This is a genomic window from Brevundimonas sp. (genome assembly GCF_046295075.1).
Taxonomy (GTDB): Bacteria; Pseudomonadota; Alphaproteobacteria; order Caulobacterales; family Caulobacteraceae; genus Brevundimonas.
This window is the reverse complement of record NZ_JBKBOC010000003.1, coordinates 65,712-87,462: the sequence shown is the minus strand read 5'-3', so window position 1 is coordinate 87,462 and position 21,751 is coordinate 65,712. Positions and strand designations below refer to the sequence as shown.

Here is a 21,751-nt window from a genome sequence, read left to right as displayed (position 1 = left end):
CACCATAACGCAATCTATACGCGCAAACCTCCGCGATAACGCGCCGCGCATAAAGGCTTGCCCAGCCAGTAGCAAAGCTCCCCCGGTCGGGTGACGTCCCATATGGCCAGATCCGCCGCCTTGCCGATCTCCACGGTTCCGATCTCGTCCAGCATCCCCAGCGCCCGCGCGGCCTCACGCGTCGCACCGGCCAAGGCCTCTTCGGGGGTCAGGCGGAACTGGACGCAGGCGAGGTTCAGCGCTGCGGTCATGGAGGCGACGGGCGAGGTGCCGGGGTTGCAGTCTGTGGCGACGGCCATCCGCACGCCGTGGCGACGCAGCAGATCGACGGGCGGCGCCTGGGTCTCGCGCAGCATCAGATAGGCGCCGGGCAGCAGCACAGCGACGACGCCGGCGGCGGCCATGGCGGTGACGCCGTCTTCGGTCGCATGTTCGATGTGGTCGGCGGACAGGGCCTGATAGCGCGCCGCCAGGGCCGCGCCGCCGCCGTTCGACAACTGATCGGCATGCAGCTTGACCGGAAGGCCCAGGGCGCGCGCCTTGTCGAACAGGCGCGACACCTCGTCGGTCGAGAAGGCGATGGGCTCGCAATAGGCGTCGACCGCATCGACCAGACCTTCGGCATGGGCGGCGGGCAGGATGTCGTCGATGGCCAGATCGACATAGGCGGCGCGGTCGTCGCGATATTCCGGCGGCACGGCGTGCAGGCCCAGATAGCTGGTGCGGACGCGCACGCCGCTCTCGCGTCCTATCCGGCGGGCGACGCGCAGCATCTTCAGCTCCGTCTCGCGATCCAGCCCATAGCCGGACTTGATCTCGACGGTGGTCACGCCGGTGGCCTTCAGTCCCGCCAGCCGCGTCATGGCCGAGGCGAACAGATCCTCTTCCGACGCCGCCCGCGTGGCCTTGACCGACGAAACGATGCCGCCGCCAGCGCGCGCGATCTCCTCATAGGTCGCCCCGCCCAGTCGTTGCTCGAACTCGGCCGACCGGTCGCCGGCGAACACAAGGTGCGTATGGCAGTCGATCAGGCCCGGCGTGACCCAGCGCCCATCCAGCTGCACGGTTTCGGCCGCATCAACGGCGGGCAGATGAGCGCGCGGCCCCACCCAGGCGATCCGGCCGTCGGCGATGACCACGGCCGCGTCCTGAATGGCGCCATAGGGAACCGGTCCCTCGACCATGGTGGCGACGTGGCAGTCGATCAGCAGACGGTCGGCCTTCATCGACGGGGCTCCTTGGCCAGAACGGGTGAATGGGCTGACGAGAAACGCGCGACCAGATCGTAGCGGTCACCGGGGAAGGTCTGCCAGACCCGCGTCACCCCCTGCCCGTCCCGCCACGTCCGCCGCTCGACGCACAGGCAGGCCGCGCCGGGCTTGAGTTCCAGCAAACGTGCGGCGCGGGCATCGGCCGCGATGGCCGATATGCGGTTCTCCGCCTCGGTCCAAGGGGCGGAGTCCAACAGCCAGCTTCCCGGCGGAACCGTCTGAAAATCAACGTCTATGGCCTGAGGCGCTGCGCCCAGAACGATCAGCCGATGCTCCAGCGCCAGCGGCGCGCCGTCGGCGCTGTGCAGACAGGTCAGGTCCAGCAGACGGCCGCCTGACGCCAGTTCGATCTCGTCCGCGCCCTCCGGCTCGCGCTCGATCCGCTCCAGAAGGGCATAGGCGTAAGCCTGCCCCCGCTCGATCACCTCGGCCCGCAGGTCGGGAATGGCCAGGACGGCGGCATGGGCTTTGGGCTGGGCGACGAAGGTGCCGGCTCGGCGACGGCGCGTCACCAGCCCCCGCCCCGCCAGTTCGGAAATGGCCTTGGACACGGTCATGCGCGAACAGCCGTAGCGTTCGGTCAGCTCGTGCTCAAACGGAATCCGGTCGCCGGGCGACAGATCGCCGGACAGGATGCGCCCCTCCAGATCGGCGTAGATGCGGCGGTGCAGGCTCACCCCAGCACCGTCGCCAGCGCCCTGCGATAGCGCGCCTCAATGTCTTCCCGAGCCATATGACGGCCGTTCTTCACAATCTCGCGCCCCGCGCGCCAGACCGACGAAATCGAGCCCGTCGGCGCGCCGAAGATCCAGCTGTCGAGCAACGCATCGCCCGACCGTCCGGCGAAGGCCAGGCCGCTTGCATCCAACGACACGATGTCCGCCGACGCCCCGACGCTCAGACCCGATGCGGAGCCGGTGGCCTGGGCGCCGCCCGCCAATGCGCGCTCGAACAGGGCGCGGCCCGTCGAGCGCTGGGGGTCCGCCATGACCGCACGGCCGCGCAGCGCCAGCCGCTGGCTGTATTCCAGCATCCGCAGTTCCTCGGCCACGCCGATCTGGACGTTGGAATCCGTGCCGATCCCGAACCGCCCTCCGGCGCGGGTGAACTCCGCCGCCGGGAACACGCCGTCGCCCAGATTGGCCTCGGTGATCGGGCACAGGCCGACGACGGCGCCACGCTCGACCACGCCGCGCCATTCGGTCTCGGTCACGTGGGTCGAGTGGATCAGGCACCAGCGCGGATCGACCGGCGCATTGGCCAGCAGCCATTCGACCGGCCGCGCCCTCGACCAGACCAGGCAGTCCTCGACCTCCTTGGTCTGTTCGGCGACATGGATGTGGATCGGCCCATCGCCCGCCAGCGCGGGCATGGCCGACAGTTCCTCCGGACTGACGGCGCGCAGGCTGTGCGGCGCCACCCCGACCGCCGCGTCCGGCAGATCGGCGGTCAGGGTGCGGCATCGCGAAACCAGATCGGCGAAGCCGTCCAGATCATTGATGAAGCGCCTTTGCCCATGCGACGGCGGCTGCCCCCCGAACCCGGCATGGGCGTAGAAGACCGGCAGCATCGTCAGGGCGATCCCGGTCGCCTGCGCCGCCGCCACGATCTGCCCGGCGATCTCGGCCCGATCGGCGTAGGCTGAGCCGGTCGGGTCGTTATGCAGATAGTGGAACTCGGCGACGCGGGTGAAGCCACCCTCCAGCATCTCCATGAAGGCCAGGGCGGTGATGGCCTCGATCTCTTCCGGCCCGCCCCGGTCGAGGAAGCGGTACATCAGCGCGCGCCAGGTCCAGAAGTCGTCGTCGGATGGGCCGCGGGCCTCGGTCAGACCGGCCATGGCCCGCTGGAAGGCATGGCTATGGATGTTGGCGACGCCAGGTAGGGCTAAGTCCCCGCCCTGATCTGCCGCTTTTCGCGCAACGCCCGCTTCGAGACTGACGATTCGCCCGTCCGCCACGCCGATCCGCACATCTCGCGCCCAGCCATCCGGTAGCAGGGCCGTCTCGAACCAGAGGGTGCGATCCACGGGCTGCGGCTGAAGGGTCACTGGACAGGTCCGTCGTGTTGCGATCAATATGTCTAGACATACCACGACGGATCGATTTGGCGAGGGAGGCTGAACGGATGCAGGACTGGCTGACCGTGCATGAAGGTTCGGCGCCGCTGGTGATCGGCCTGCCGCACACCGGGACCGACATTCCGGCCGCCATTGAGGCGCGAATGACCTCAGGCTGGCTGGCGCGCAAGGACGCCGACTGGTGGGTTGATCGGCTGTACGACTTCGCCGTCCACATGGGCGCGACCCTGGTCCGCACAGGCGTGTCACGCAGCGTCATCGACGTGAACCGCGATCCGTCGGGCGTCTCCCTCTATCCCGGCATGACAACGACCGGCCTGTGCCCCACCGAGACCTTCGACGGCGAGCCGCTGTATCGGGCGGGCCAGGAACCCGATGCGGCCGAGATCGCCGAGCGACGCGCGACATGGTTCGATCCCTATCATGCCGCCCTGCAATCCCAGTTGGACCGGCTGCGTATCAACGGCCCTGTCGTCCTCTATGACGCCCACTCGATCCGCTCGGTGGTGCCGCGCCTGTTCGAGGGCGAACTGCCGCAGTTCAACATCGGCGACAACGACGGCGTGACCTGCGCCGGAGACCTGACCCAGGCTGTCGAGGCCGCTTGTGCGATCAGCGGCGACAGCCTGGTCGTCAATGGCCGGTTCAAGGGCGGCTGGACCACGCGCCACTATGGCCGACCCGAGACCGACGTCCACGCCATCCAGATGGAGCTGGCGGACCGGGGCTACATCCTCGATCCCGTCGGTAAGGTGTCGCCGGACAACTGGCCCAGCCCCTACGAACCCGAACGCGCCGAGCCGATGCGGAGGCATCTGCGCCGCGTGCTGACCGCCTGCATCGCCTTCGCCGAGAGCCAGAGATGAACACGCCCAACGCCCGGATCGTCCGCAGCCCGCGCGGGCCGGACAAGACCGCCAAGACCTGGGCGGCCGAAGCCGCCATGCGCATGCTGATGAACAACCTCGATCCAGAGGTGGCCGAGCGTCCTCAGGATCTGGTCGTCTATGGCGGCATTGGCAAGGCGGCGCGCGACTGGGCCGCCTTCGACAGGATCGTCGAGACGCTGAAGACGCTGGAGGCCGACGAGACCCTGCTGGTGCAGTCGGGCAAGCCGGTCGGCGTGTTCCGCACCCATGCCGACGCCCCGCGCGTCTTGATCGCCAACTCCAACCTGGTGCCCAAATGGGCGACCTGGGAGCATTTCAACGCACTCGATCGCAAGGGCCTGATGATGTACGGCCAGATGACGGCCGGGTCGTGGATCTACATCGGCACCCAAGGCATAGTCCAAGGCACCTATGAGACCTTCATGGAGGCCGGACGCCAGCACTATGGCGGCGACTGGTCGGGCAAGTGGATCCTGACGGCGGGCCTCGGCGGCATGGGCGGCGCCCAGACGCTGGCGGCGACCATGGCCGGCGCCTCCTGCCTGGCCATCGAATGCCAGCGCAGCCGGATCGAGATGCGGCTGAAGACCCGCTACCTCGACGTCATGGCCGAGACGCTGGACGAGGCTTTGGGCCTGATCGAAGACGCCGGTCGAACGGGAAAACCCATATCCGTCGGCCTGTTGGGCAATGCGGCGGATGTTCTGCCTGAAATGGTCAGACGTGGCGTCCGCCCCGACCTGGTCACGGACCAGACCAGCGCCCACGACCTGATCAACGGCTATCTGCCGTCCGGCTGGACCGTCGCCGAATGGGAAGACAAGCGCGTCAGCGACCCTGACAGCGTCGCCGCCGCCGCGCGCAGTTCCATCGTCGAACACGTCAAGGCGATGCTGGCCTTCCAGGCGATGGGCATCCCGACGACCGACTATGGCAACAACATCCGCCAGGTCGCCTTCGACGCAGGCGTTGCCAACGCCTTCGATTTTCCCGGCTTCGTGCCCGCCTATATCCGCCCGCTGTTTTGCCGGGGAATCGGCCCGTTCCGCTGGGCCGCCCTGACCGGCGATCCCGACGACATCCGAAAGACCGATGCAGCCATGAAACGGCTGTTCCCCGACAACGCCGGCCTGCATCGCTGGCTGGACATGGCCGGAGAACGGATTGCATTCCAGGGACTTCCGGCCCGTATCTGCTGGATTGGATTGGGTGATCGCCACCGCGCAGGCCTGATGTTCAACGAGATGGTGGCGTCGGGCGAGCTGTCGGGCCCCATCGTCATCGGCCGCGATCATCTGGACAGCGGATCGGTCGCGAGCCCGAACCGCGAGACCGAGGCCATGATGGACGGCTCCGACGCCGTGTCCGACTGGCCTCTGCTGAACGCCCTGCTGAACACGGCCTCGGGCGCCAGCTGGGTGTCGCTGCACCACGGCGGCGGGGTCGGCATGGGCTATTCCCAGCATTCGGGCGTCGTCATCGTCGCGGACGGCACGCCGGAGGCCGCCAGACGGCTGGAACGGGTGCTATGGAACGACCCCGCCACGGGCGTTATGCGACACGCCGACGCCGGTTACGACATCGCCAAAGCCGCAGCCCGTGAGCACGAACTGAACCTTCCCAGCCTCGCCTGATCTAATGTTCCAGGCCGGTCGACGGCCGGCCCTCATCTCCTAGGAAAGCTGCATGGAATTCGCCGCCGTCGCCCTGCCTCTGGCCCTGGGGATCATCATGTTCGGCCTCGGGCTGGATCTGACGCCCGCCGACTTCGTGCGCGTGGCCAAACAGCCCAGGGCGGCCGCCGTCGCCCTGGGCTGTCAGTTGCTGGTGCTGCCGGCCATCTGTTTCGCCCTGGTGCTTCTGTTCCGCCTACCGCCCATCCTGGCGGTCGGAATGCTGCTGCTGGCGGCCTCGCCCGGCGGCACGACCGCCAACCTCTACAGCCACCTGTTCCGGGGCGATGTGGCTTTGAACATCTCGCTGACAGCGATAAATTCGGTCATCGCCGTCGTGACGCTGCCGGTCATCACCAACCTGGCCATCGCCTGGTTCCAGCCCGGCGACCTCAGCGTCGGCCTGCAGTTCAAGAAGACGCTGGAGGTGTTCCTGATCGTTCTCGCGCCGGTCGCGCTGGGCATGACCGTAAGGGCGCTGAAACCGGACTTCGCCAAGGCCATGGACAAGCCGGTCCGCATCGCCTCGGTGGCGATCCTGGTCCTCGTGATCCTGGGATCGGTGGCCAGCAGCTTTGACCTTCTGGCGGCCAACGTGCTGCTGCTCGGCGGGATCGCCATCGTCTTCTGCGTCCTGAGCCTGACGGTCGGCTATGTCGTTCCGCGCCTGTTGAAGATCGAGAAGAGCCAGGCGGTGGCCAGCGCCTTCGAGGTCGGCATCCACAACGCCACCCTCGCCATCGTCATCGCCCAGGGCGTGCTGCAGCAGCCGGAAATGTCGCTGCCAGCGGCCGTTTATGGGGTGCTGATGTTCCCCATCGCGGCGCTGTTCGGCCTGTGGATTTCACGGCGGCCCGGCTGAGCCGCAGACAGGAAAAGCAAACATGAGCCTCATCCTCGGCCAGTCCCCTCTCACCCTCGCCCAGTTGCGCGCCGTCCTCGACGGCCCTGTCACGGTCGAACTGTCGCCCGCCGCCTGGACCGACGTGGACCGGGGCGCGGCCGTGATCGCCGACATCGTGGCCCAGGGCCTCACCGTCTATGGCGTCAACACGGGTTTCGGCCTGCTGGCCAACACTTCCATTGCCCCGGAGGATCTGGAAACGCTTCAGCGCAACCTGGTGCTCAGCCACGCCTGCGGCGTCGGCCCATTGCTGCCCGACGCGGTGACCCGCCTGCTGATGGTGCTGAAGATCGCCAGCCTGTCGCGCGGCGCATCCGGCATCCGGCGCACGACGCTGGAAGCCCTGATCGCCCTGGTCAATGCCGACGTCCTGCCGTGCATTCCGTCGAAGGGATCGGTCGGCGCCTCGGGCGACCTGGCCCCGCTGGCCCACATGTCCTGCGTCCTGATCGGCGTGGGCGAAGCGCGGCTGAACGGCGAGACGCTGGAGGCCGAAGCGGCCTTGGCCAAGATCGGTCTGACGCCCCTGACGCTCGGCCCCAAGGAAGGCCTGGCCCTGCTGAACGGCACCCAGTGTTCGACGGCGCTGGCTCTGGCGGGCCTGTTCGCGGCCGAGGCGGTCTTCGCCGCCGGCATCGCGGCCGGAGCCTTGTCGGTCGATGCGCTGAAGGGCTCCGACGCCCCGTTCGACGCCCGCATCCATGCCCTGCGTGGCCAGCCGGGCCAGATCGCCGTCGCCGCACGCCTGCGCGAGCTGATGACCGGCTCGGCTATCCGCGACAGCCACCGCGACGACTGCACCAAGGTGCAGGATCCATACTCCCTGCGTTGCCAGCCCCAAGTCATGGGCGCGATCCTGGATGTCCTGAATACCGCCGCCGCCACGCTGGAGCGGGAGGCCAATGCCGTGACCGACAATCCGCTGGTCTTCATCGAGGACGGAGACGTCATCTCGGGCGGCAACTTTCATGCTGAACCCGTTGCTTTTGCAGCCGATCAGATCGCCATGGCCCTGTGCGAGATCGGCAATATCTCCGAGCGCCGCACCTCGATCCTGGTCGATCCGAAGATGAGCGAACTGCCGGCCTTCCTGGTCAAGGAAAGCGGCCTGAACTCTGGCTTCATGATCGCCCAGGTGACGGCCGCCGCCCTGATCGCCGAAAACCGTATGGTCGCCCATCCGTGCAGCGTGGACACGGTGCCGACCAGCGCCAATCAGGAAGACCACGTTTCCATGGCCACCCACGGCGCGCGCCGCCTGCTGGACATGGCCGAGAACGCGGCGACGGTGGTCGGCATCGAGCTTCTGGCGGCGGCTCAAGGACTGGAGTTCCACCGCCCCCTGACCAGCTCCCCCGCCCTGGAACAGGTCTTCGCCGTCGTGCGAGAGGCAGCCGCGCCGTACACCAGCGACCATTATTTCGCGCCCGACATCGCTCGCGCGACGGACGGCGTGCGCGCCGGTCGCTATCGGGCCTTCGCCGCCGACCTTCTGCCCTCGGCCTGACGGGTCAGCCGCCCAGAATACCCAGGTGCTCCAGCAGGATCGCCGTGCCCAAGCCGATCAGGGCCACGCCGCCGACAATTTCGGCGGACTTGCCGAACCGGGTTCCCACGGCCTTGCCGATCAGCATGCCGATGGTCGTCAGGACGAAGGTGGTGAAGCCGATCGAGGCGGCGATCACCCAGATGTTCACGCCGATGAAGGCCAGACCCACGCCCACGGCCGCCGCGTCGATGCTGGTGCCGATGGCGGTGGCGATCAAGGCCCAGGGGCCGGACCGGCGCGGCGCGGCCTCGTCTTGCGCACCGCGCGGCTTGGCGCCTTCCCAGATCATCTTGCCGCCGACGATCAGCAGAAGTGTGAAGGCGATCCAGTGATCCACCTTCTCGACTAGCCCCGCCGCGATGATGCCCAGCCCCCAGCCGATCAGGGGCGTGATCGCCTCTATGACCCCAAACACCAGCCCCGCCTTGATCGCGTCCTTCACAGCCGGACGATGCGAGGCTCCCCGGCCCACGGCGGCCGCAAAGGCGTCCGTGGACATGCTGAGGGACAGGATGGCGATTGTTCCCGGGGTCATGGACTGCACTCGACCGGACGCAAGACAGCGGCTCCACTCCGGCCGGTGCGGCGGTGGAACGCGCTGGTCTCGCTAGGCGGTGATGGTCCGCTGATCGCGCCACGCGCCGAAACGCGAGTGTGTTGACACGATCCCGACGTCTCGACGCCGGAAGCTACTCCCCAACAGGAGGCGGTCCTCTACACGCGCCGCCGACGGATTGGCAACTGTGCAGATCAGTCGAAGGGATGCAGCGGCGCCCGTCTCAGAGCCGCCAGATTGGCGGAGTTAGTGCAGAAACAGGCGGTTCTCAGCTGTCGAATGACCAGCTGGAAATGATCCACGACGGCCTCGGTCGAGATCGTCGCGGCCGCCAGAACGCCCGCCGCCTGCCCTGCCACGTCCGCGCCGAGCCGAATCGCCTTGGCGACATCCAGGCCGTTTCGCACGCCGCCCGATCCAATGATGACGGCGTCCGGGCAGGCGCGCCTGACGTCCACCAGCGCGTGGGCCGTCGGCGTGCCCCAGTCGGCGAAGACGGCGGCGTGGGCCTTGTCCGCCGGATCGATGGCGCGCTCGCCCTCGACCAGACCCCAGTTGGAACCGCCGGCCCCGGCGACGTCCACGGCGGCCACGCCCATGTCCACCAGTCGCCGCGCCGTGTGGCCCGACAGGCCGGCCCCCGTCTCCTTGACGACGACCGGAACCTCCAGCTTGCGGACCAAGGCTTCCAGCGCCGCGCCGACGCCCCACCAGTCGCGGTCGCCCTCGGGCTGACAGGCTTCCTGCAACGGGTTCAGGTGAACGACCAGGGCGTCGGCGTCGATCATCTCGACCGCCCGCCGGGCCTCATCCAGCCCGAAGCCGCGCGTCAGCTGGGCGGCGCCGATGTTGGACAGGATGAAGGTGTCCGGCGCCCGACGACGCAGGGTGCGGTCCAGGCCGCCCGCCGCCCCGCCCTCGACCGCCGCGCGCTGCGAGCCGACCGCCAGGGCGATGCCCAGATGCTGGGCCGCCTCGGCCAGGCGCGCATTGATGGCCTCGGCGCGCGTCGGTCCGCCGGTCATGGCGCTGATCAGCAGTGGCGCCTTCAGCCGCCTGCCCAGGAAGTCGGCGCCGAGGTCGATCTTGTCGTGATCCAGATCCGGCAGCGCCTCATGGACGAAATGCACCCGGTCGAAACCCGCGTCGCGCGCGTGCCGGCCGCGCCCTGCCAGCACTACGTCCAGGTGCTGGTCCTTGCGATTTGGCGGGGTGGCGTCGGTCATCGCCTTATTTCGGCATCACGACGATGGGCGCCTCATCGTGGGCGACGGCCGACGCGCCGGCCGGCTGACGCTCCACCGTCAGAGCATAGGCGCCCGTCTGATTGGGGCCATAGGCGCGAGCGCGCACCAGATACCAGCCGTCGTCCGGCGCGGTCCAGTCCAGCTTGGCGTGGGCGTCAGACAGGCCGTCGTCGTCGGTGGCCAGGCTGGAGAAGTCGCCGTCGTCATCGACTTGACCCAGGTCGATGAAGGAATCGAAGGCGTTCGAGACCATGGTGATCCGCAGTTTCTCGTCCTTCTTGGCCTGGAACCGATAGGCGTCGAAATAGGCGCCTTCGTGGCTGAGCGCCGCGCTGTTGGACAGGGTTCCACGAACCGTCCCGCCGACCAGCAGGCTGCCCGGCTTGGGTTCAGGCCCGCGATCCAGCAGTTCGAGCGAATAAAGCCCCTTGCTTTCCGAATCCAGCGGCGAGGCTCGCACCACATAGTCGCCAGCCGACGGCAGGGTGAAGTTCAGGCGCGAATCCGTGCCTTCCGCCAAGCCGTCGTCATCGCTGGCCAAGGCTTCGAACGTATCGCCGACCTCGCCGATCTCCAGATAGGCGTCGAAGTCGCCCGAGCGCAGGATCGCCTGGACGCGCTGCCCCTCCGTTCCGGTGAAGACATAGGCGTCATAGCGTTTGCCGTCGTCGCCCTGAGGGTCCTCGTCCGTGATCTCCCCCTCGACCTTCTCCCCGAGGGTCGCCGGGGTCGGTGGAGGCGGCGGCGCGGTTTCGGTCAGCTTCAGCGTATAGTCGCCCTCCGCGTCGTCGCTGAATCCCCGCGCCTCGATGATGTAGTCGCCGTCGGCGTCCAGGGTGCGGGCGATGCGGGAATCCGTTCCCGATCCGGCGCCGTCGTCATCCTCGGCCAGCACGGTATCGTCCGATGCCCGCCGCAGGGTGAGATAGGCGTCGAAGTCGCTGGATTTCATCTCGATGGCGACGCGCTGGCCGTTCGTGCCGGTAAAGCGATAGGTGTCGGCGCGCTGGCCGCCGTCGTTGACGGCGCTGTCGGACCCCAACTCGCCCTTGATCTCGTCGCCCACGGCGATGGGCTCGGACGGCGCGGCGGGCGGCGCCTCGGCCAGACCCAACTCATAGCGGCCCAGGCCGTCTTCCAGCGACGTGGCCCGGATCACGTATTCGCCCGCCGTGGGCGCCGTGAAGGTCAGGCGCGAATTCAGCCCGCCGCCAGGCGCGTCGTCGTTGAAGCTGATCTCCGCAAAATCGGGACCGTTCATCCGCCCGACCCGCACCAAGGGATCGAAGTCGCTCGACTCCAAGGTCACGACGAACCGGTCGCCGGCGTTGGCGCGGAACACATAGGCGTCATAGCGGCCGCCGTCGTCCTGCTCCGGATCGCGCGCGGTCAGTTCCCCGCTCTCGGTCGCACCGAGGCGGATGCCGCCAGGTCGCGGCGCACGCGGCGCGGCCGGGCGTTCCTGCAGCGACAGGCGATAGTCGCCGCCGTCCAGTCCGCTCAAAGTTCTGGCCCGCAGGACATAGGCGCCTGCCCGCTCTGGCGTGAAACGCAGACGCGCGTTCGTGCTGTCCTCCAGACCGTCGTCGTCGGTCGCCAGCGGTTCGCCCTCGGCGCCGTCGGCATAGATGGCCAGATAGGCGTCGAAGGCGTCGGACCTCAGAATGGCTTCCAGACGCTGGCCTGCGCGCGCGTCGAACCGATAGTCGTCATAACGATATTCGTCGTCCGCCGCCTTGCCGTCTGCGTCCGTCAGGGCGCCGTTCACCGTCGCGCCGATCCGTAAGGGTTGGGCGTCCTGGGCCAAAGCGGGCGCGGCGGCCCAGAGAAGGGCGACGGTGCTGACAGCGGCGGCAAGAGACGGACGATTCATGAATTCCTCCAGCATTGGACGCGGATCATAGACGCCGAACCGTGACGGCTGTAAATCGCCGCCATCCTCATTTCCCGCCAGACGGAGCTGCCATGTCGGCCCAATCCACGCCTGCGACCCTGATCGACGGCAAGGCCTTTTCGGTCGCCCTGGTGGAGCGTGTCGGCGCGGCCGTCGCCCGGCTGGAGAGCGCACACGGCGTCAAACCCGGCCTGGCCGTCGTCATCGTCGGCGAGGATCCCGCCAGCCAGATCTATGTGCGCAACAAGGGCGAGACGACCCTGCGCGCCGGCATGCGATCCGACACCCACCGCCTGGCCGACACCACCAGCCAGGACGAGTTGCTGGCCCTGATCGCCCAGTTGAATGCGGATGCGGGCATCCACGGCATCCTGGTGCAACTGCCCCTGCCCGCCCACATCGACGCCTCGGTGGTGCTGGACGCCATTTCGCCGGACAAGGATGTGGACGGCTTCCACGTCGTCAACGCGGGTCGTCTGGCCGTCGGCCTGCCGGGCCTCGTGCCCTGCACGCCGCTGGGCTGCCTCATGCTGCTCAAGGATCAGCTGGGCGACCTGTCGGGTCTGAACGCCGTCATCGTCGGCCGCTCCAACATCGTCGGCAAGCCGATGGCCCAGCTTCTGCTCGGCGAGAGCTGCACCGTGACCATCGCTCATTCGCGCACGCGCGACCTGCCCGAGGTGTGCCGCCGCGCCGACATTCTGGTCGCCGCCGTCGGTCGGCCCGAGATGATCAGGGGCGACTGGATCAAGCCGGGCGCGACCGTCATCGACGTGGGCATCAACCGCGTCCCCTCGGCCGATCCGGTCAAGGCCGCCGAGGGCAAGACCCGCGTCGTCGGCGACGTGGCTTTCAAGGAGGCGGTCGAGGTCGCCGGTCGCATCACCCCGGTGCCGGGCGGCGTCGGCCCCATGACCATCGGCTGTCTGCTGGCCAACACCTATTCGGCAGCCTGCCGCATCAACAATATCCAACCGGAGCCATTGGACGCTTGATGCATTCATGCGGCGGGTCAATATTCGACCCGACGGCGATCTGCGCCGACAGGGAGATGTCATGGTTCGCCTCAACGCTCGCGCCCTTGCTCTGACGGCCGCACTCCTCATCACCCCGGCTGCGGCCGGCTGTGGCTACAACACCATCCCGACCAAGCAGGAACGCGCCGAGGCGGCCTGGGCGGACGTTCAGAGCCAGTATCAGCGCCGCGCCGACCTGGTTCCCAATCTTGTCGCCACCGTCCAGGGCGCCGCGATCCAGGAACGCACCACCTTGACGGACGTGATCAACGCCCGCGCCCGCGCCACCTCGGTCAACGTCTCGGCCGACGATCTGGATAACCCGCAGGCCTTCCAGCAGTATCAGGAGGCCCAGGGCCAACTGTCCGGCGCCCTGTCGCGCCTGCTGGTCACGGTCGAGGCCTATCCCCAGCTTCAGGCCAACCAGAACTTCCTGACCCTGCAGTCGCAGCTGGAAGGCACCGAGAACCGCATCGCCATCTCGCGCCGCGACTACAACGAGGCTGTTCGTGACTACAACACCACGCTGCGCACCTTCCCGCAGGTGATCTGGGCCAAGACCCTGCACGGCGGCTCGCAGCCGATGCAGCTGTTCACCGCCACGGCCGCAGCCCAGTCGGCGCCCCAGGTCAACTTCAACCTGAACGCCTCGCCCGCAAACGCCTCGGCGCCCGGCGGCGGCGCACCGGCCGTGGCGCCGGGCGCGACCCCGCCCGCGCAGTGACAGGCCTTCAAGCGGCGGGGTGGCGTTCAACGGGCCTCGCCGCCCTCCTTCTGTGTCTGGTCGCCGCCCTGCTGTTCGCCGTTCCGGCGGCGGCCCAAACCAAAATCGACTTCCCGCCCCTGACCGGCCGAGTGGTCGATCAGGCCAATCTGCTCGATCCCGCGACCGAACAGGCTTTGACGGAAAAGCTGGCAGCGCTGGAGGCTCGCAGCACCGACCAGCTTGTCGTCGTGACCGTGAACAGTCTTCAGGACCAGGAGATCGAGGACTACGGCTATCAGCTAGGTCGCGCCTGGGGTATCGGCCAGAAGGAAAACGACAACGGCGCCCTGCTGATCGTCGCCCCCAACGAACGCAAGGTCCGCGTCGAGGTCGGCTATGGGCTTGAGCCGATCCTGACCGACGCCTTCTCGTCCCAGGTCATACGCGACGACATCCTGCCGTCCTTCCGCAACGGCGATTATCAGGCGGGCGTGGTCAAGGGCGTGGACGCCCTGATCGCCCAACTGTCGCTCGACCCCGCCGAGGCTCAGGCGCGCGCCCAGGCGGCTGCGGCGCAGCAGACTGACACCAAGGCCGAATCGATCGTCCCGATTGTCATCATCGCGGCCATCTTCCTGTTCATGTTCCTGATCGCCATGCGGTCCGGGCGCGGGCGGCGCAGCAACGTCGGATCCGTGCTGCTGTGGGCTGCGTCCGAAGCGCTGAGAAGCTCGGGGCGTGGCGGCGGCGGAGGCTTCGGCGGCGGTGGCGGTGGGTTCGGCGGAGGCGGCGGCAGCTTCGGCGGCGGCGGCGCCTCGGGGGGATGGTGATGCAGATCACGGACAACGACCGCAGCCGGATCGGCGAGGCCATCTCGGCGGCCGAGCGAAAGACGTCGGGCGAAATCTTCTGCGTGATCTCGCGACGGGTCTCCACCTATCTGGACGTCAGCCTGGCCTGGGCGGCAGGCGCCGCCCTTCTGGCGCCCATCGTCTTCATTCCCTTGGTGCTGGATTTTCGGTGGCCCGGCGATGGCTGGGAAGCCGCGCATGAGGCCGCCCAAGCCGCCACCACGGCTCAAGCCCTGGCCCTCTACGCCTTGTCTCAAGCCGTGGTCTTCGTCGGCGTCTTCCTGCTGACGCGCATTCCCGCCGTTCGCAGGCTGGTCACGCCTGCCGGGGTCCGGCGTGGTCGCGTCAGAGAAGCCGCCTTGCAGCAGTTCCTCGCCCAAGGCGTCCACGTCACTCAGGACCGCACCGGCGTCCTGCTGTTCGCCGCTCTGGACGAACATCAGGTCGAGCTGATCGCCGACGAAGGCATCTACGCCAAGGTGGATGAGGACGCCTGGGCCCAGGCCGTCGCCGTCCTGACCCGCGAACTGCGGGCCGATCGTCCAGTCGAGGGTTTCGCGGCGGCTGTCGATCTGTGCGGACAGGTGCTGGCCCGACACTTCCCGCCGCGCCCCGACAACCCCAACGAACTGCCCGATCACCTGATCCTGCTCTGATCGTCGTATCGGGGTCGCATTCGCGCGCCAGAAGGCCTAGCCCACGCTCAACGCCCACACAGCTGCACGCCATGCCTCGCCTTCTCACCTATAATGTCCATCGCTGCGTCGGCACGGATCGACGGCTGGATGTCGGCCGGATCGTCGCCGTCATCGGCGAGTTCGAGCCAGACATCGTCTGTCTTCAGGAACTGGACGTCGGCCGCGTTCGCACCGGCAGCGTGGACCAGGCGCAGGCGATCGCCACAGGTTTGGCCATGACCTCACGCTTTCACCCGGCGATGCGGGTTGAGACCGAACAGTATGGCGACGCCATCCTGACCCCCCATCCCGAACGCCTGATCCGCGCCGGCTCCCTGCCCACCGTATCCGGCATTCCGGGCCTTGAGCCGCGCGGCGCCATCTGGTCCGAGATCGAGATCGATGGGGCCGCCATCAACATCCTGAACACCCACCTGGGCCTGGTCCCCCGCGAACAGCGGCTTCAGGCGGCGGCGCTGGCCGGGTCGGGCTGGGTCGGCGCCTGCACGGGACCGACGCTGCTGGCGGGCGACTTCAACGCCACCTCCATCACCCGCCCCTATCAGACACTGTGCCGCAGCCTTCAGGACTGTCAGCGTCAGCTTGGTCTGAAGCCCAGCGTCAAGACCTTCCCCTCGGCCTTCCCCGCCATCCGCATCGACCACTGTTTCGTCAGTCCGGAAATCCGCATCCGCGCGGTGCGCTCGGCCTTTTCACCCCTGGCGCGCGTGGCCTCGGACCATCTGCCGCTGATCATCGATTTCGATGTGGTTCAGCCCGGCGCGTGACCGCCCTCGGACGCCGGTCGGGTGCGTTGGGACCGTTTCAGCCGCTTCCACGGCCGCCAGGCGTCGGTCGAGGAGGTGGGGTCGCCCAATTGCCACTCGGCGAACATCCGCTGGATGCGCGTCGGCGGGTCAGACCCTAGCGGCTTTAGCCGATCCGTCTCGAAGCTGCAAATCGCCGCCCCGACCGAGCCGAATACGCCCTCGACCGCCGCATAGTCCTTGGTCGCCACGCCCAGCCAGTGGGCGATGGTGCGGTGACGATAGGCGGTGATCACGGCTCGCCCGGCGTCATCCGTCGGCTCGGCGGCGATGTCGCACTCCGTGTCCAATCCCATCGAGCGGTTGTTCAGGTTCGTGGATCCGATTCTCAGCAGCCGGTCGTCGATGATCGTCACCTTGGCGTGGACGATGATCCGGTCGCCATGCTCGGTTAGCGGGGCGAAGGCGAAGAAGCGGTTGTAGGTGTCGGCCTGCTCCAACCGATGCAGCACTTCGGCCCGCGCCGTATCCATGGTCAGGCTGTCGAACCAGCTGGGGCTTTTCGCCGTCGAAATGACGATCACCTGCGGCCCGTCCACCTCGGCCAGCCGTTCGGCCAAGGCGGCGGCGATGACCGGCGAGGTGAAATACTGGTTCTCGAAATAGATCAGCCGCTTGGCGCGGCGAATGGAGTCCAGATGCAGCGCCTCGCTTTCGCGCACCTCGTGCCGGCCCGACCATTTGGGCTCGGTGCGGGCGATGCCGACCGGCACGTCGGTCATCTGCACCGGCACGCCGTCCGGCCAGGGATCGCTTTCGACCTCGTCCGGGGTGGTGCGTTCCCAAGTCGCCTTGAACCAGCGTTCGCGCGCCAGATCGCCCAGCGCGCGCGCCGCCGGCCCGTCCATCACGGCCATGACCTCATGCCGGGCCTTGCAGATCAGGCCGCTGGGCAGGGCGCGGCGCGGGTCGCCGTCCAGATGCTCGTCGGAATCCCAGCGGTCGGTGGAGATGTCCCCGCCGCCGCAGAAGGCCACCTTGTCGTCGATGACGATGACCTTCTGGTGATGGCAGGCGCCGATCGGCCCCGGCGAATCCAGCCGAAACTCCACCATCCGCTTGCGGAACCAGCGCTGCGCCCGGTGCGGATAAAAGCCCTGCGACGCCGCGATCAACAGCGGCGACTTCCAGATCAGCAGCCGCACGTCCAGATCCGGCTTCCTCTTCACCATCATGCGCAACTGGCGACCGATCTCGGCTGATTTGTCGCCGGGCCGCGTCTCTGGGTCTAGGTGCGTGCGGGGATCGAACTGCCAGCCCAGCAAGACGATGGACCTCTCGGCCTTGTGCAACGCCGACGACAGGGCGTCGAAATAGGCCTCGTTTTCCATCAGCACCGAAAAGCGATGCGCGACCGCAGACGTCCACAGGCCCGGACCGGGCTCCAGCAGACTACCTTCGTAACTGTCGCCGCCTTGCGTCATGCGACCTATCTGCCTGATTCGCGTGACACGGTGTCGGAGCGTCCGCATCCTCCGTTCCACGCACGTCTCGTCGGGTCAATCTTTCAGGGCGGGATTGTGACGTTCGTCGATTTGGCGCATAAGGAGCGTAGCCATACAGGCTGCGAGGGAGGGTAGAATGCAGGCGCTTGTCGAACTGATCGCTGGCTTCATCGCCCTGCTGGCCGCCGTCGTCCTGTCGCAGTTCGGCGTAGACACCCACACACCGAATCATGCCGACCGCGAAGTGCGCCGTGTCGCCGAGTGTCGCGACGCCGGATCGCAAGCGCCCCTGCTGTCCGAAACCCAGCGCGACTGCTGATCGGATCGCGCCTTCTGGTGCGTCGGCGCAGCGGTTCATCGACAGGTTGCGGTCTTGAGTCGGTTTCGTCCGCACCAATCATGCTCTAGGGTTTCCTCGGCGCTGTCGGACGCCCGCGTAGAGATCGAGTTTTAGAGCTGATGAAGTCTCCCAAACGGCCGCCGCTTAAGCTGACCGACGACGAAGGCGTTACGCCCGTCGAACTGTCGATCACGGACGAGACGCCGTCGGATGATGCGACTTCAGAACTCGAACCGATCCCCGAGCCTGATTTTGAAATCATTCAGCCGACGTTCGAGGCGCCCCCGTTCGATCCACCCATGTCCGAGCGCCGTCGCCGTCGCCTGTTGGAAGAACAACGCCTCGCCGAGGAACGCGCCCTGGCGACGGAACGTGGCCCCATCGAGCCGGAGCCCATGGCCACGCCCGAGCTGAGCGCAGAGCCTATGCCGGAATCGACCGCCGCCGTCGAAATGGCCGTCGCCGCAGGAAAGCCGCCCGCAACCTTCGAACTGTCCAAGCCGCCGACCGTAAAGACGGTCGCAGCCAAGACCCAGCCCGAACCCTCCGGCCGGCACGCCTATCTGATTTCCGGCATCGCTTCAGCGCTCTGGATCGGCGGCGTCGCGTCCTGGGCCGCCTATGAGTTTGGTGCAGGCGGGGCCGAGCTCGACCCGCTGCGGATCGCCATCTATGTCCTGATCGCCCTGGCCCCGGCCGGTCTGGCCATCATGCTGGCCCATGCCGTGCGTCAAGGAGCCGGCCTCGCCGCCGAGACCCGTCGCGCCCGGCAACTGGCCGAGGCCCTGGTCGCCCCGACCGCCCTGGCCGCGCAACAGACCGGCGAAGTCCTCCAGTCGCTGCGTTCCGACATCGACCATGCGACCTTGGCGGCCGAACGCGCCCGCAACGACATGGCCCTGCTTCGCGAAGCGCTCTCGCAGGAAACCACGCGTCTGAACGAGGCGGCCGAGAACGCGGGCCGCACCGCCCGACGCCTGACCGAAAACCTGGGGCGTGAGCGCGACCAGATGCAGACCCTGGGCATCCATCTGGACACCCAGGCCGCCGGCGTGATCGACGCGGTGGAACGGCAATCCCGCATGGTCGCCGACGCCTCCGACTTGGCGCAGGCGCAACTGCGTGAGGCCGAGGCCGCCTTGGCCGCCCGCGCCGCCGATCTGGCCGCCGCCGCCGGCGAGGCCCAGGACGCCGCGCGGGTCGCCTCCGACGATCTGGCGCGCCAGACGATCCGTCTGGAAAACGCCGGCACCGGCGTCGCCGAACAGATCCAGTCGGTCGAAGAAGGCCTGGGCCAGCAACGCGCCGCCCTGGTCACCGCCGCCTATGCTCTGCGCACGGATCAGGAAGACTTCTCCGCCCAGGTCGAGAGCCAGCGCGCGCAACTGATCGAACACCTGTCCGCCACCCGCACTGCCGCCGGCGATCTGGATCGCACGTCTCAGACCTCGGTCGAGTCGATGCGCGACCTGGTCGAGGCCGCCGCCGATCAGTTCCGCGCCCTGGTCGACATGTCGCAACGCGAGGCCGACGGTTTTGATTCCGCCACCAAGGTCGCCCTGGATCGTTTCGAGGCCCTGGCCGCCGAGGCTCGCGACGCCCTGATGGAAGAAACCCGCAGGGCGCTGGAGCAGATGCGCGCCACAGCCGAGGATTCCCGCGCCGCAGCCGCCGACGCCGTCGAACAGGCCCGTCTGCGCACCGACCGCCTGGGCGAATCCCTGTTTGAAGCCGCCCAGAAGGCCGATACGGCCGCCGACGCCCGCATCGCCGACGCCCGCCGTATCGTCAACGAAACCTCCGGCTTGGTGGACGAGGCCGGCGAGCGTATGGCCAATCGACTGGAAACGCTGGTCACGAGACTGAGTTCGGCTCTGTCGGAGATCGACACCGCCGTCGCCGACATCGACGAACGCGCCGCCCGCCTGCCGCAGGAAGCCCGCGCCCGCGCCGACGCCGTCCGCGCCACGGTCGAGGACGGTCTCGCCGCCCTGTCCGCCGCTTCGCGCAAGGCGGCAGAAGATACCGAGGCGCTGGATGTCGGCTTCCAGGAGCGTGTGCGTTGCAACTACGACATGCTGACCGAGGCCGTGCGCCTGATGGGCGTGGTGTCGGGCGACGCCTCGCCACCGCGCCGTCGCGAACCGACGCCCGAAATCGAGGCCCATCCAGAGCCTCGCACGTCGCGGATGTCACCTCCCGAGACGCCGCCAGAAGAGCGCCGGTTCGGCCTGCGCAGTCGCCTGCGGCTGGAACCCGCCGAAACCCCGCGTCCGCCGTCGGAAAATCGGCTGGACTGGAGCGATCTGATCTCCGGCGACGACGAGCACGAGGCCCCGCTGGAGCTGGATACGCCCTCCCCTTCGCCCGCCGAAGCCGAGGCCCTGTCCGAACGCGTGGCCGCCGCCATCCGGCGCATGGGCGTGGACCCCAACGCCCTATTGCCCCGCTCGCGCGTCGAAGAAGCCGCGCGCGCCATCAGCAACGGCGATCCCGACGCCGCGCGCCAGATCGTGCGCCGTGTCGCCCCGGCCGCCGTGCGTAGCGTCTCGCGCCGCGTGCTCAGCGACGCCGAACTGCGTGGCGACGCCGAACGCTACGTCCGCAACTTCGCCGTCATGTTGAACGCCTCGGCGCGTGCGGGCGACAGCGCGGCGGTCCAGACCAGCCTGGCCTCCGACAGCGGCCGAGCCTTCATGTTGCTGGATGCGGCCGTCGGCGACCTGGGTTAAGGATCATCAGGGCTTGACCGCGTTCGGAAGTTGCCGCCTCTTGCGCGTCACCGAACTGTCATGGATGGGGCTATGGCCGGCACGATGAACGAGATCGACGGCCCTGCGAGCGTTGATCGCCGCCCTGGCATCATCATCTGCGCCTACGACGGCGAAGACGACGGCTGGGACCTGGTCGAGAATTTATCCGGCGAAATCTGGAGTCCCGTCGGCGCACGCGCCGTGCCCATCGCCGCCGCCGACCCTGACGAACTCGCCTCGACCCTGGCCGCACGTCTGAGCAGCGGCGATTGCCGCGCCGTCCTGCTGGTGGGACGCACGCACAAGGGTTCCGGTTTCCGGGTCCAGATGCGCGCCGAGAACCGCACGCTGGATTACAAGAACCGCCTGTCCAGCACCGGCCCCGGCATCGCCCGCACCACCGCGCCCGTCGCCGACATGCTGCGCGCCCTGACCGCCGCCGGCCTGCAGGCCGACGCGTCGTCGGAGGCCGAGGAAGATGTGGGCTCCTACCTTCTCTACCGCGTGCTGGCGGACCTGCCGGACGGCCCGCTGACGCCCTCCGTGGGCCTGTTGCGCGCGCCTGCGCCAGCCAACGAGGCCGCTGTGCGCAAGGGCATCAAGGCCGCCGCCTCCGCCATGGCGAGCCATCTGACGCCGCTGCCTCGCGCCGGTTAACCCTTCCTGATCACAGACATTCGGGATGCGCCGGGCTAGGGTTCTGGAATGCCAGTGAGTCGCAATCTGATCGTCTTCGCCGCCTTGAACGGCGCCATGGCCGTCGCTGTCGGGGCCTTCGCCGCGCACGGGGCCGGCCCGCAGATCAAGACCCTGCTGACCACAGGCGCCCAGTATCAGATGGTCCACGCCGTCTTCGCCTTCGGATGCGCCCAGTGGATTGTCGGCGGGCGGTTGGCGCAGATCGCCGGTTGGCTCGGCGCCTTGGGAGGCCTGATCTTCTGCCTCTCCCTGGCCCTGATCGCCTTCCTCAGCGCCCCCGCCTTCGGCGCGGTTGCACCCGCGGGCGGCCTGCTGATGATCGCCGGCTGGGTTTGCCTGGTCATCGCCGCGCTTCGTTCCTAATCGCTTCGTT

20 protein-coding genes are annotated in these 21,751 nt (G+C 68.1%); 13 read left to right on the top strand and 7 right to left on the bottom strand.

Translation table 11 applies throughout. The features are described from left to right. Window positions 1-14 precede the first annotated feature (14 nt). The 3 genes from hutI to ACK4MH_RS03785 are packed head-to-tail and all read right to left on the bottom strand — an operon-like array spanning window position 15 to window position 3,321. The gene (hutI, locus tag ACK4MH_RS03795) at window positions 15-1,226 is read right to left on the bottom strand and encodes an imidazolonepropionase (protein ID WP_409714971.1); all 1,212 of its coding nucleotides are present in this window, start codon (window positions 1,224-1,226) and stop codon (window positions 15-17) included. After that, the gene (hutC, locus tag ACK4MH_RS03790; protein ID WP_409714968.1) at window positions 1,223-1,948 is read right to left on the bottom strand and encodes a histidine utilization repressor; all 726 of its coding nucleotides are present in this window, start codon (window positions 1,946-1,948) and stop codon (window positions 1,223-1,225) included. Before hutC ends, hutI begins: the two co-directional genes overlap by 4 nt. After that, window positions 1,945-3,321 carry a formimidoylglutamate deiminase gene (locus ACK4MH_RS03785; RefSeq protein ID WP_409714965.1) on the bottom strand — a complete coding sequence of 459 codons (1,377 nt, stop codon included), beginning with the start codon at window positions 3,319-3,321 and terminating at the stop codon, window positions 1,945-1,947. Before ACK4MH_RS03785 ends, hutC begins: the two co-directional genes overlap by 4 nt. A gap of 77 nt (window positions 3,322-3,398) precedes the next feature. Here ACK4MH_RS03785 and hutG point away from each other — a divergent pair, with 77 nt between their 5' ends. From hutG to hutH, 4 genes are read left to right on the top strand one after another with little or no spacing between them, the layout of a single operon-like run. Then, window positions 3,399-4,217 (top strand): N-formylglutamate deformylase, encoded by an 819-nt coding sequence (gene hutG, locus ACK4MH_RS03780; RefSeq protein ID WP_409714962.1) that lies wholly within the window; start codon window positions 3,399-3,401, stop codon window positions 4,215-4,217. Beyond that, window positions 4,214-5,875, top strand: a complete 1,662-nt coding sequence (gene hutU, locus ACK4MH_RS03775) for a urocanate hydratase (RefSeq protein WP_409714959.1) — start codon at window positions 4,214-4,216, stop codon at window positions 5,873-5,875. The genes hutG and hutU overlap by 4 nt, the downstream gene beginning before the upstream one ends. A gap of 52 nt (window positions 5,876-5,927) precedes the next feature. Beyond that, window positions 5,928-6,776 carry a bile acid:sodium symporter family protein gene (locus ACK4MH_RS03770; protein WP_409714956.1) on the top strand — a complete coding sequence of 283 codons (849 nt, stop codon included), beginning with the start codon at window positions 5,928-5,930 and terminating at the stop codon, window positions 6,774-6,776. A 22-nt stretch (window positions 6,777-6,798) separates the two neighbouring features. Continuing rightward, a complete protein-coding gene (gene hutH, locus ACK4MH_RS03765; protein ID WP_409714953.1) occupies window positions 6,799-8,325 on the top strand; it encodes a histidine ammonia-lyase in 1,527 nt (508 codons plus the stop codon). 4 nt (window positions 8,326-8,329) lie between these two features. Here the strand turns inward: hutH and ACK4MH_RS03760 are convergent, their stop codons facing one another. The 3 genes from ACK4MH_RS03760 to ACK4MH_RS03750 all read right to left on the bottom strand — a co-directional run bounded on the left by ACK4MH_RS03760 (window position 8,330) and on the right by ACK4MH_RS03750 (window position 12,043). Beyond that, complete coding sequence (locus tag ACK4MH_RS03760; RefSeq protein WP_409714950.1) at window positions 8,330-8,902, bottom strand: manganese efflux pump MntP family protein; 573 nt, start codon at window positions 8,900-8,902, stop codon at window positions 8,330-8,332. A gap of 215 nt (window positions 8,903-9,117) precedes the next feature. Continuing rightward, window positions 9,118-10,149: a type 2 isopentenyl-diphosphate Delta-isomerase gene (fni, locus tag ACK4MH_RS03755; protein ID WP_409714947.1), complete on the bottom strand. Its 1,032-nt coding sequence runs from the start codon at window positions 10,147-10,149 to the stop codon at window positions 9,118-9,120. A gap of 4 nt (window positions 10,150-10,153) precedes the next feature. After that, the gene (locus ACK4MH_RS03750) at window positions 10,154-12,043 is read right to left on the bottom strand and encodes a PPC domain-containing protein (RefSeq protein ID WP_409714944.1); all 1,890 of its coding nucleotides are present in this window, start codon (window positions 12,041-12,043) and stop codon (window positions 10,154-10,156) included. A gap of 92 nt (window positions 12,044-12,135) precedes the next feature. Here ACK4MH_RS03750 and ACK4MH_RS03745 point away from each other — a divergent pair, with 92 nt between their 5' ends. The 5 genes from ACK4MH_RS03745 to ACK4MH_RS03725 all read left to right on the top strand — a co-directional run bounded on the left by ACK4MH_RS03745 (window position 12,136) and on the right by ACK4MH_RS03725 (window position 16,102). Continuing rightward, complete coding sequence (locus ACK4MH_RS03745; RefSeq protein ID WP_409714942.1) at window positions 12,136-13,059, top strand: bifunctional methylenetetrahydrofolate dehydrogenase/methenyltetrahydrofolate cyclohydrolase; 924 nt, start codon at window positions 12,136-12,138, stop codon at window positions 13,057-13,059. Between the two features lie 61 nt (window positions 13,060-13,120). After that, the gene (locus ACK4MH_RS03740; protein WP_409714939.1) at window positions 13,121-13,804 is read left to right on the top strand and encodes a LemA family protein; all 684 of its coding nucleotides are present in this window, start codon (window positions 13,121-13,123) and stop codon (window positions 13,802-13,804) included. Beyond that, on the top strand, window positions 13,801-14,616 hold the full coding sequence (locus tag ACK4MH_RS03735; RefSeq protein WP_409714936.1) for a TPM domain-containing protein: 816 nt from the start codon (window positions 13,801-13,803) through the stop codon (window positions 14,614-14,616). The genes ACK4MH_RS03740 and ACK4MH_RS03735 overlap by 4 nt, the downstream gene beginning before the upstream one ends. Beyond that, window positions 14,616-15,293: a TPM domain-containing protein gene (locus ACK4MH_RS03730; protein WP_409714933.1), complete on the top strand. Its 678-nt coding sequence runs from the start codon at window positions 14,616-14,618 to the stop codon at window positions 15,291-15,293. Before ACK4MH_RS03735 ends, ACK4MH_RS03730 begins: the two co-directional genes overlap by 1 nt. Window positions 15,294-15,364: 71 nt before the next feature. Beyond that, window positions 15,365-16,102, top strand: a complete 738-nt coding sequence (locus tag ACK4MH_RS03725; protein ID WP_409714930.1) for an endonuclease/exonuclease/phosphatase family protein — start codon at window positions 15,365-15,367, stop codon at window positions 16,100-16,102. Here the strand turns inward: ACK4MH_RS03725 and ACK4MH_RS03720 are convergent. After that, on the bottom strand, window positions 16,087-17,565 hold the full coding sequence (locus ACK4MH_RS03720; protein WP_409714927.1) for a phospholipase D-like domain-containing protein: 1,479 nt from the start codon (window positions 17,563-17,565) through the stop codon (window positions 16,087-16,089). The two genes, ACK4MH_RS03725 and ACK4MH_RS03720, sit on opposite strands and share 16 nt — an antisense overlap. 157 nt (window positions 17,566-17,722) lie before the next feature. On the opposite strand from ACK4MH_RS03720, the gene ACK4MH_RS03715 reads away from it, so the two are divergent. From ACK4MH_RS03715 to ACK4MH_RS03700, 4 genes are all read left to right on the top strand, one after another. Beyond that, window positions 17,723-17,905 carry a hypothetical protein gene (locus ACK4MH_RS03715; RefSeq protein WP_346495410.1) on the top strand — a complete coding sequence of 61 codons (183 nt, stop codon included), beginning with the start codon at window positions 17,723-17,725 and terminating at the stop codon, window positions 17,903-17,905. Window positions 17,906-18,045: 140 nt separating this feature from the next. Further along, the gene (locus ACK4MH_RS03710) at window positions 18,046-20,658 is read left to right on the top strand and encodes a tipN (RefSeq protein WP_409714924.1); all 2,613 of its coding nucleotides are present in this window, start codon (window positions 18,046-18,048) and stop codon (window positions 20,656-20,658) included. Window positions 20,659-20,730: 72 nt separating this feature from the next. Beyond that, a complete protein-coding gene (locus ACK4MH_RS03705; RefSeq protein WP_135195796.1) occupies window positions 20,731-21,336 on the top strand; it encodes a hypothetical protein in 606 nt (201 codons plus the stop codon). Window positions 21,337-21,384: 48 nt separating this feature from the next. Then, window positions 21,385-21,741, top strand: coding sequence for a DUF423 domain-containing protein (locus tag ACK4MH_RS03700; protein WP_409714920.1), 357 nt, complete (start codon window positions 21,385-21,387; stop codon window positions 21,739-21,741). Window positions 21,742-21,751: the final 10 nt, after the last annotated feature.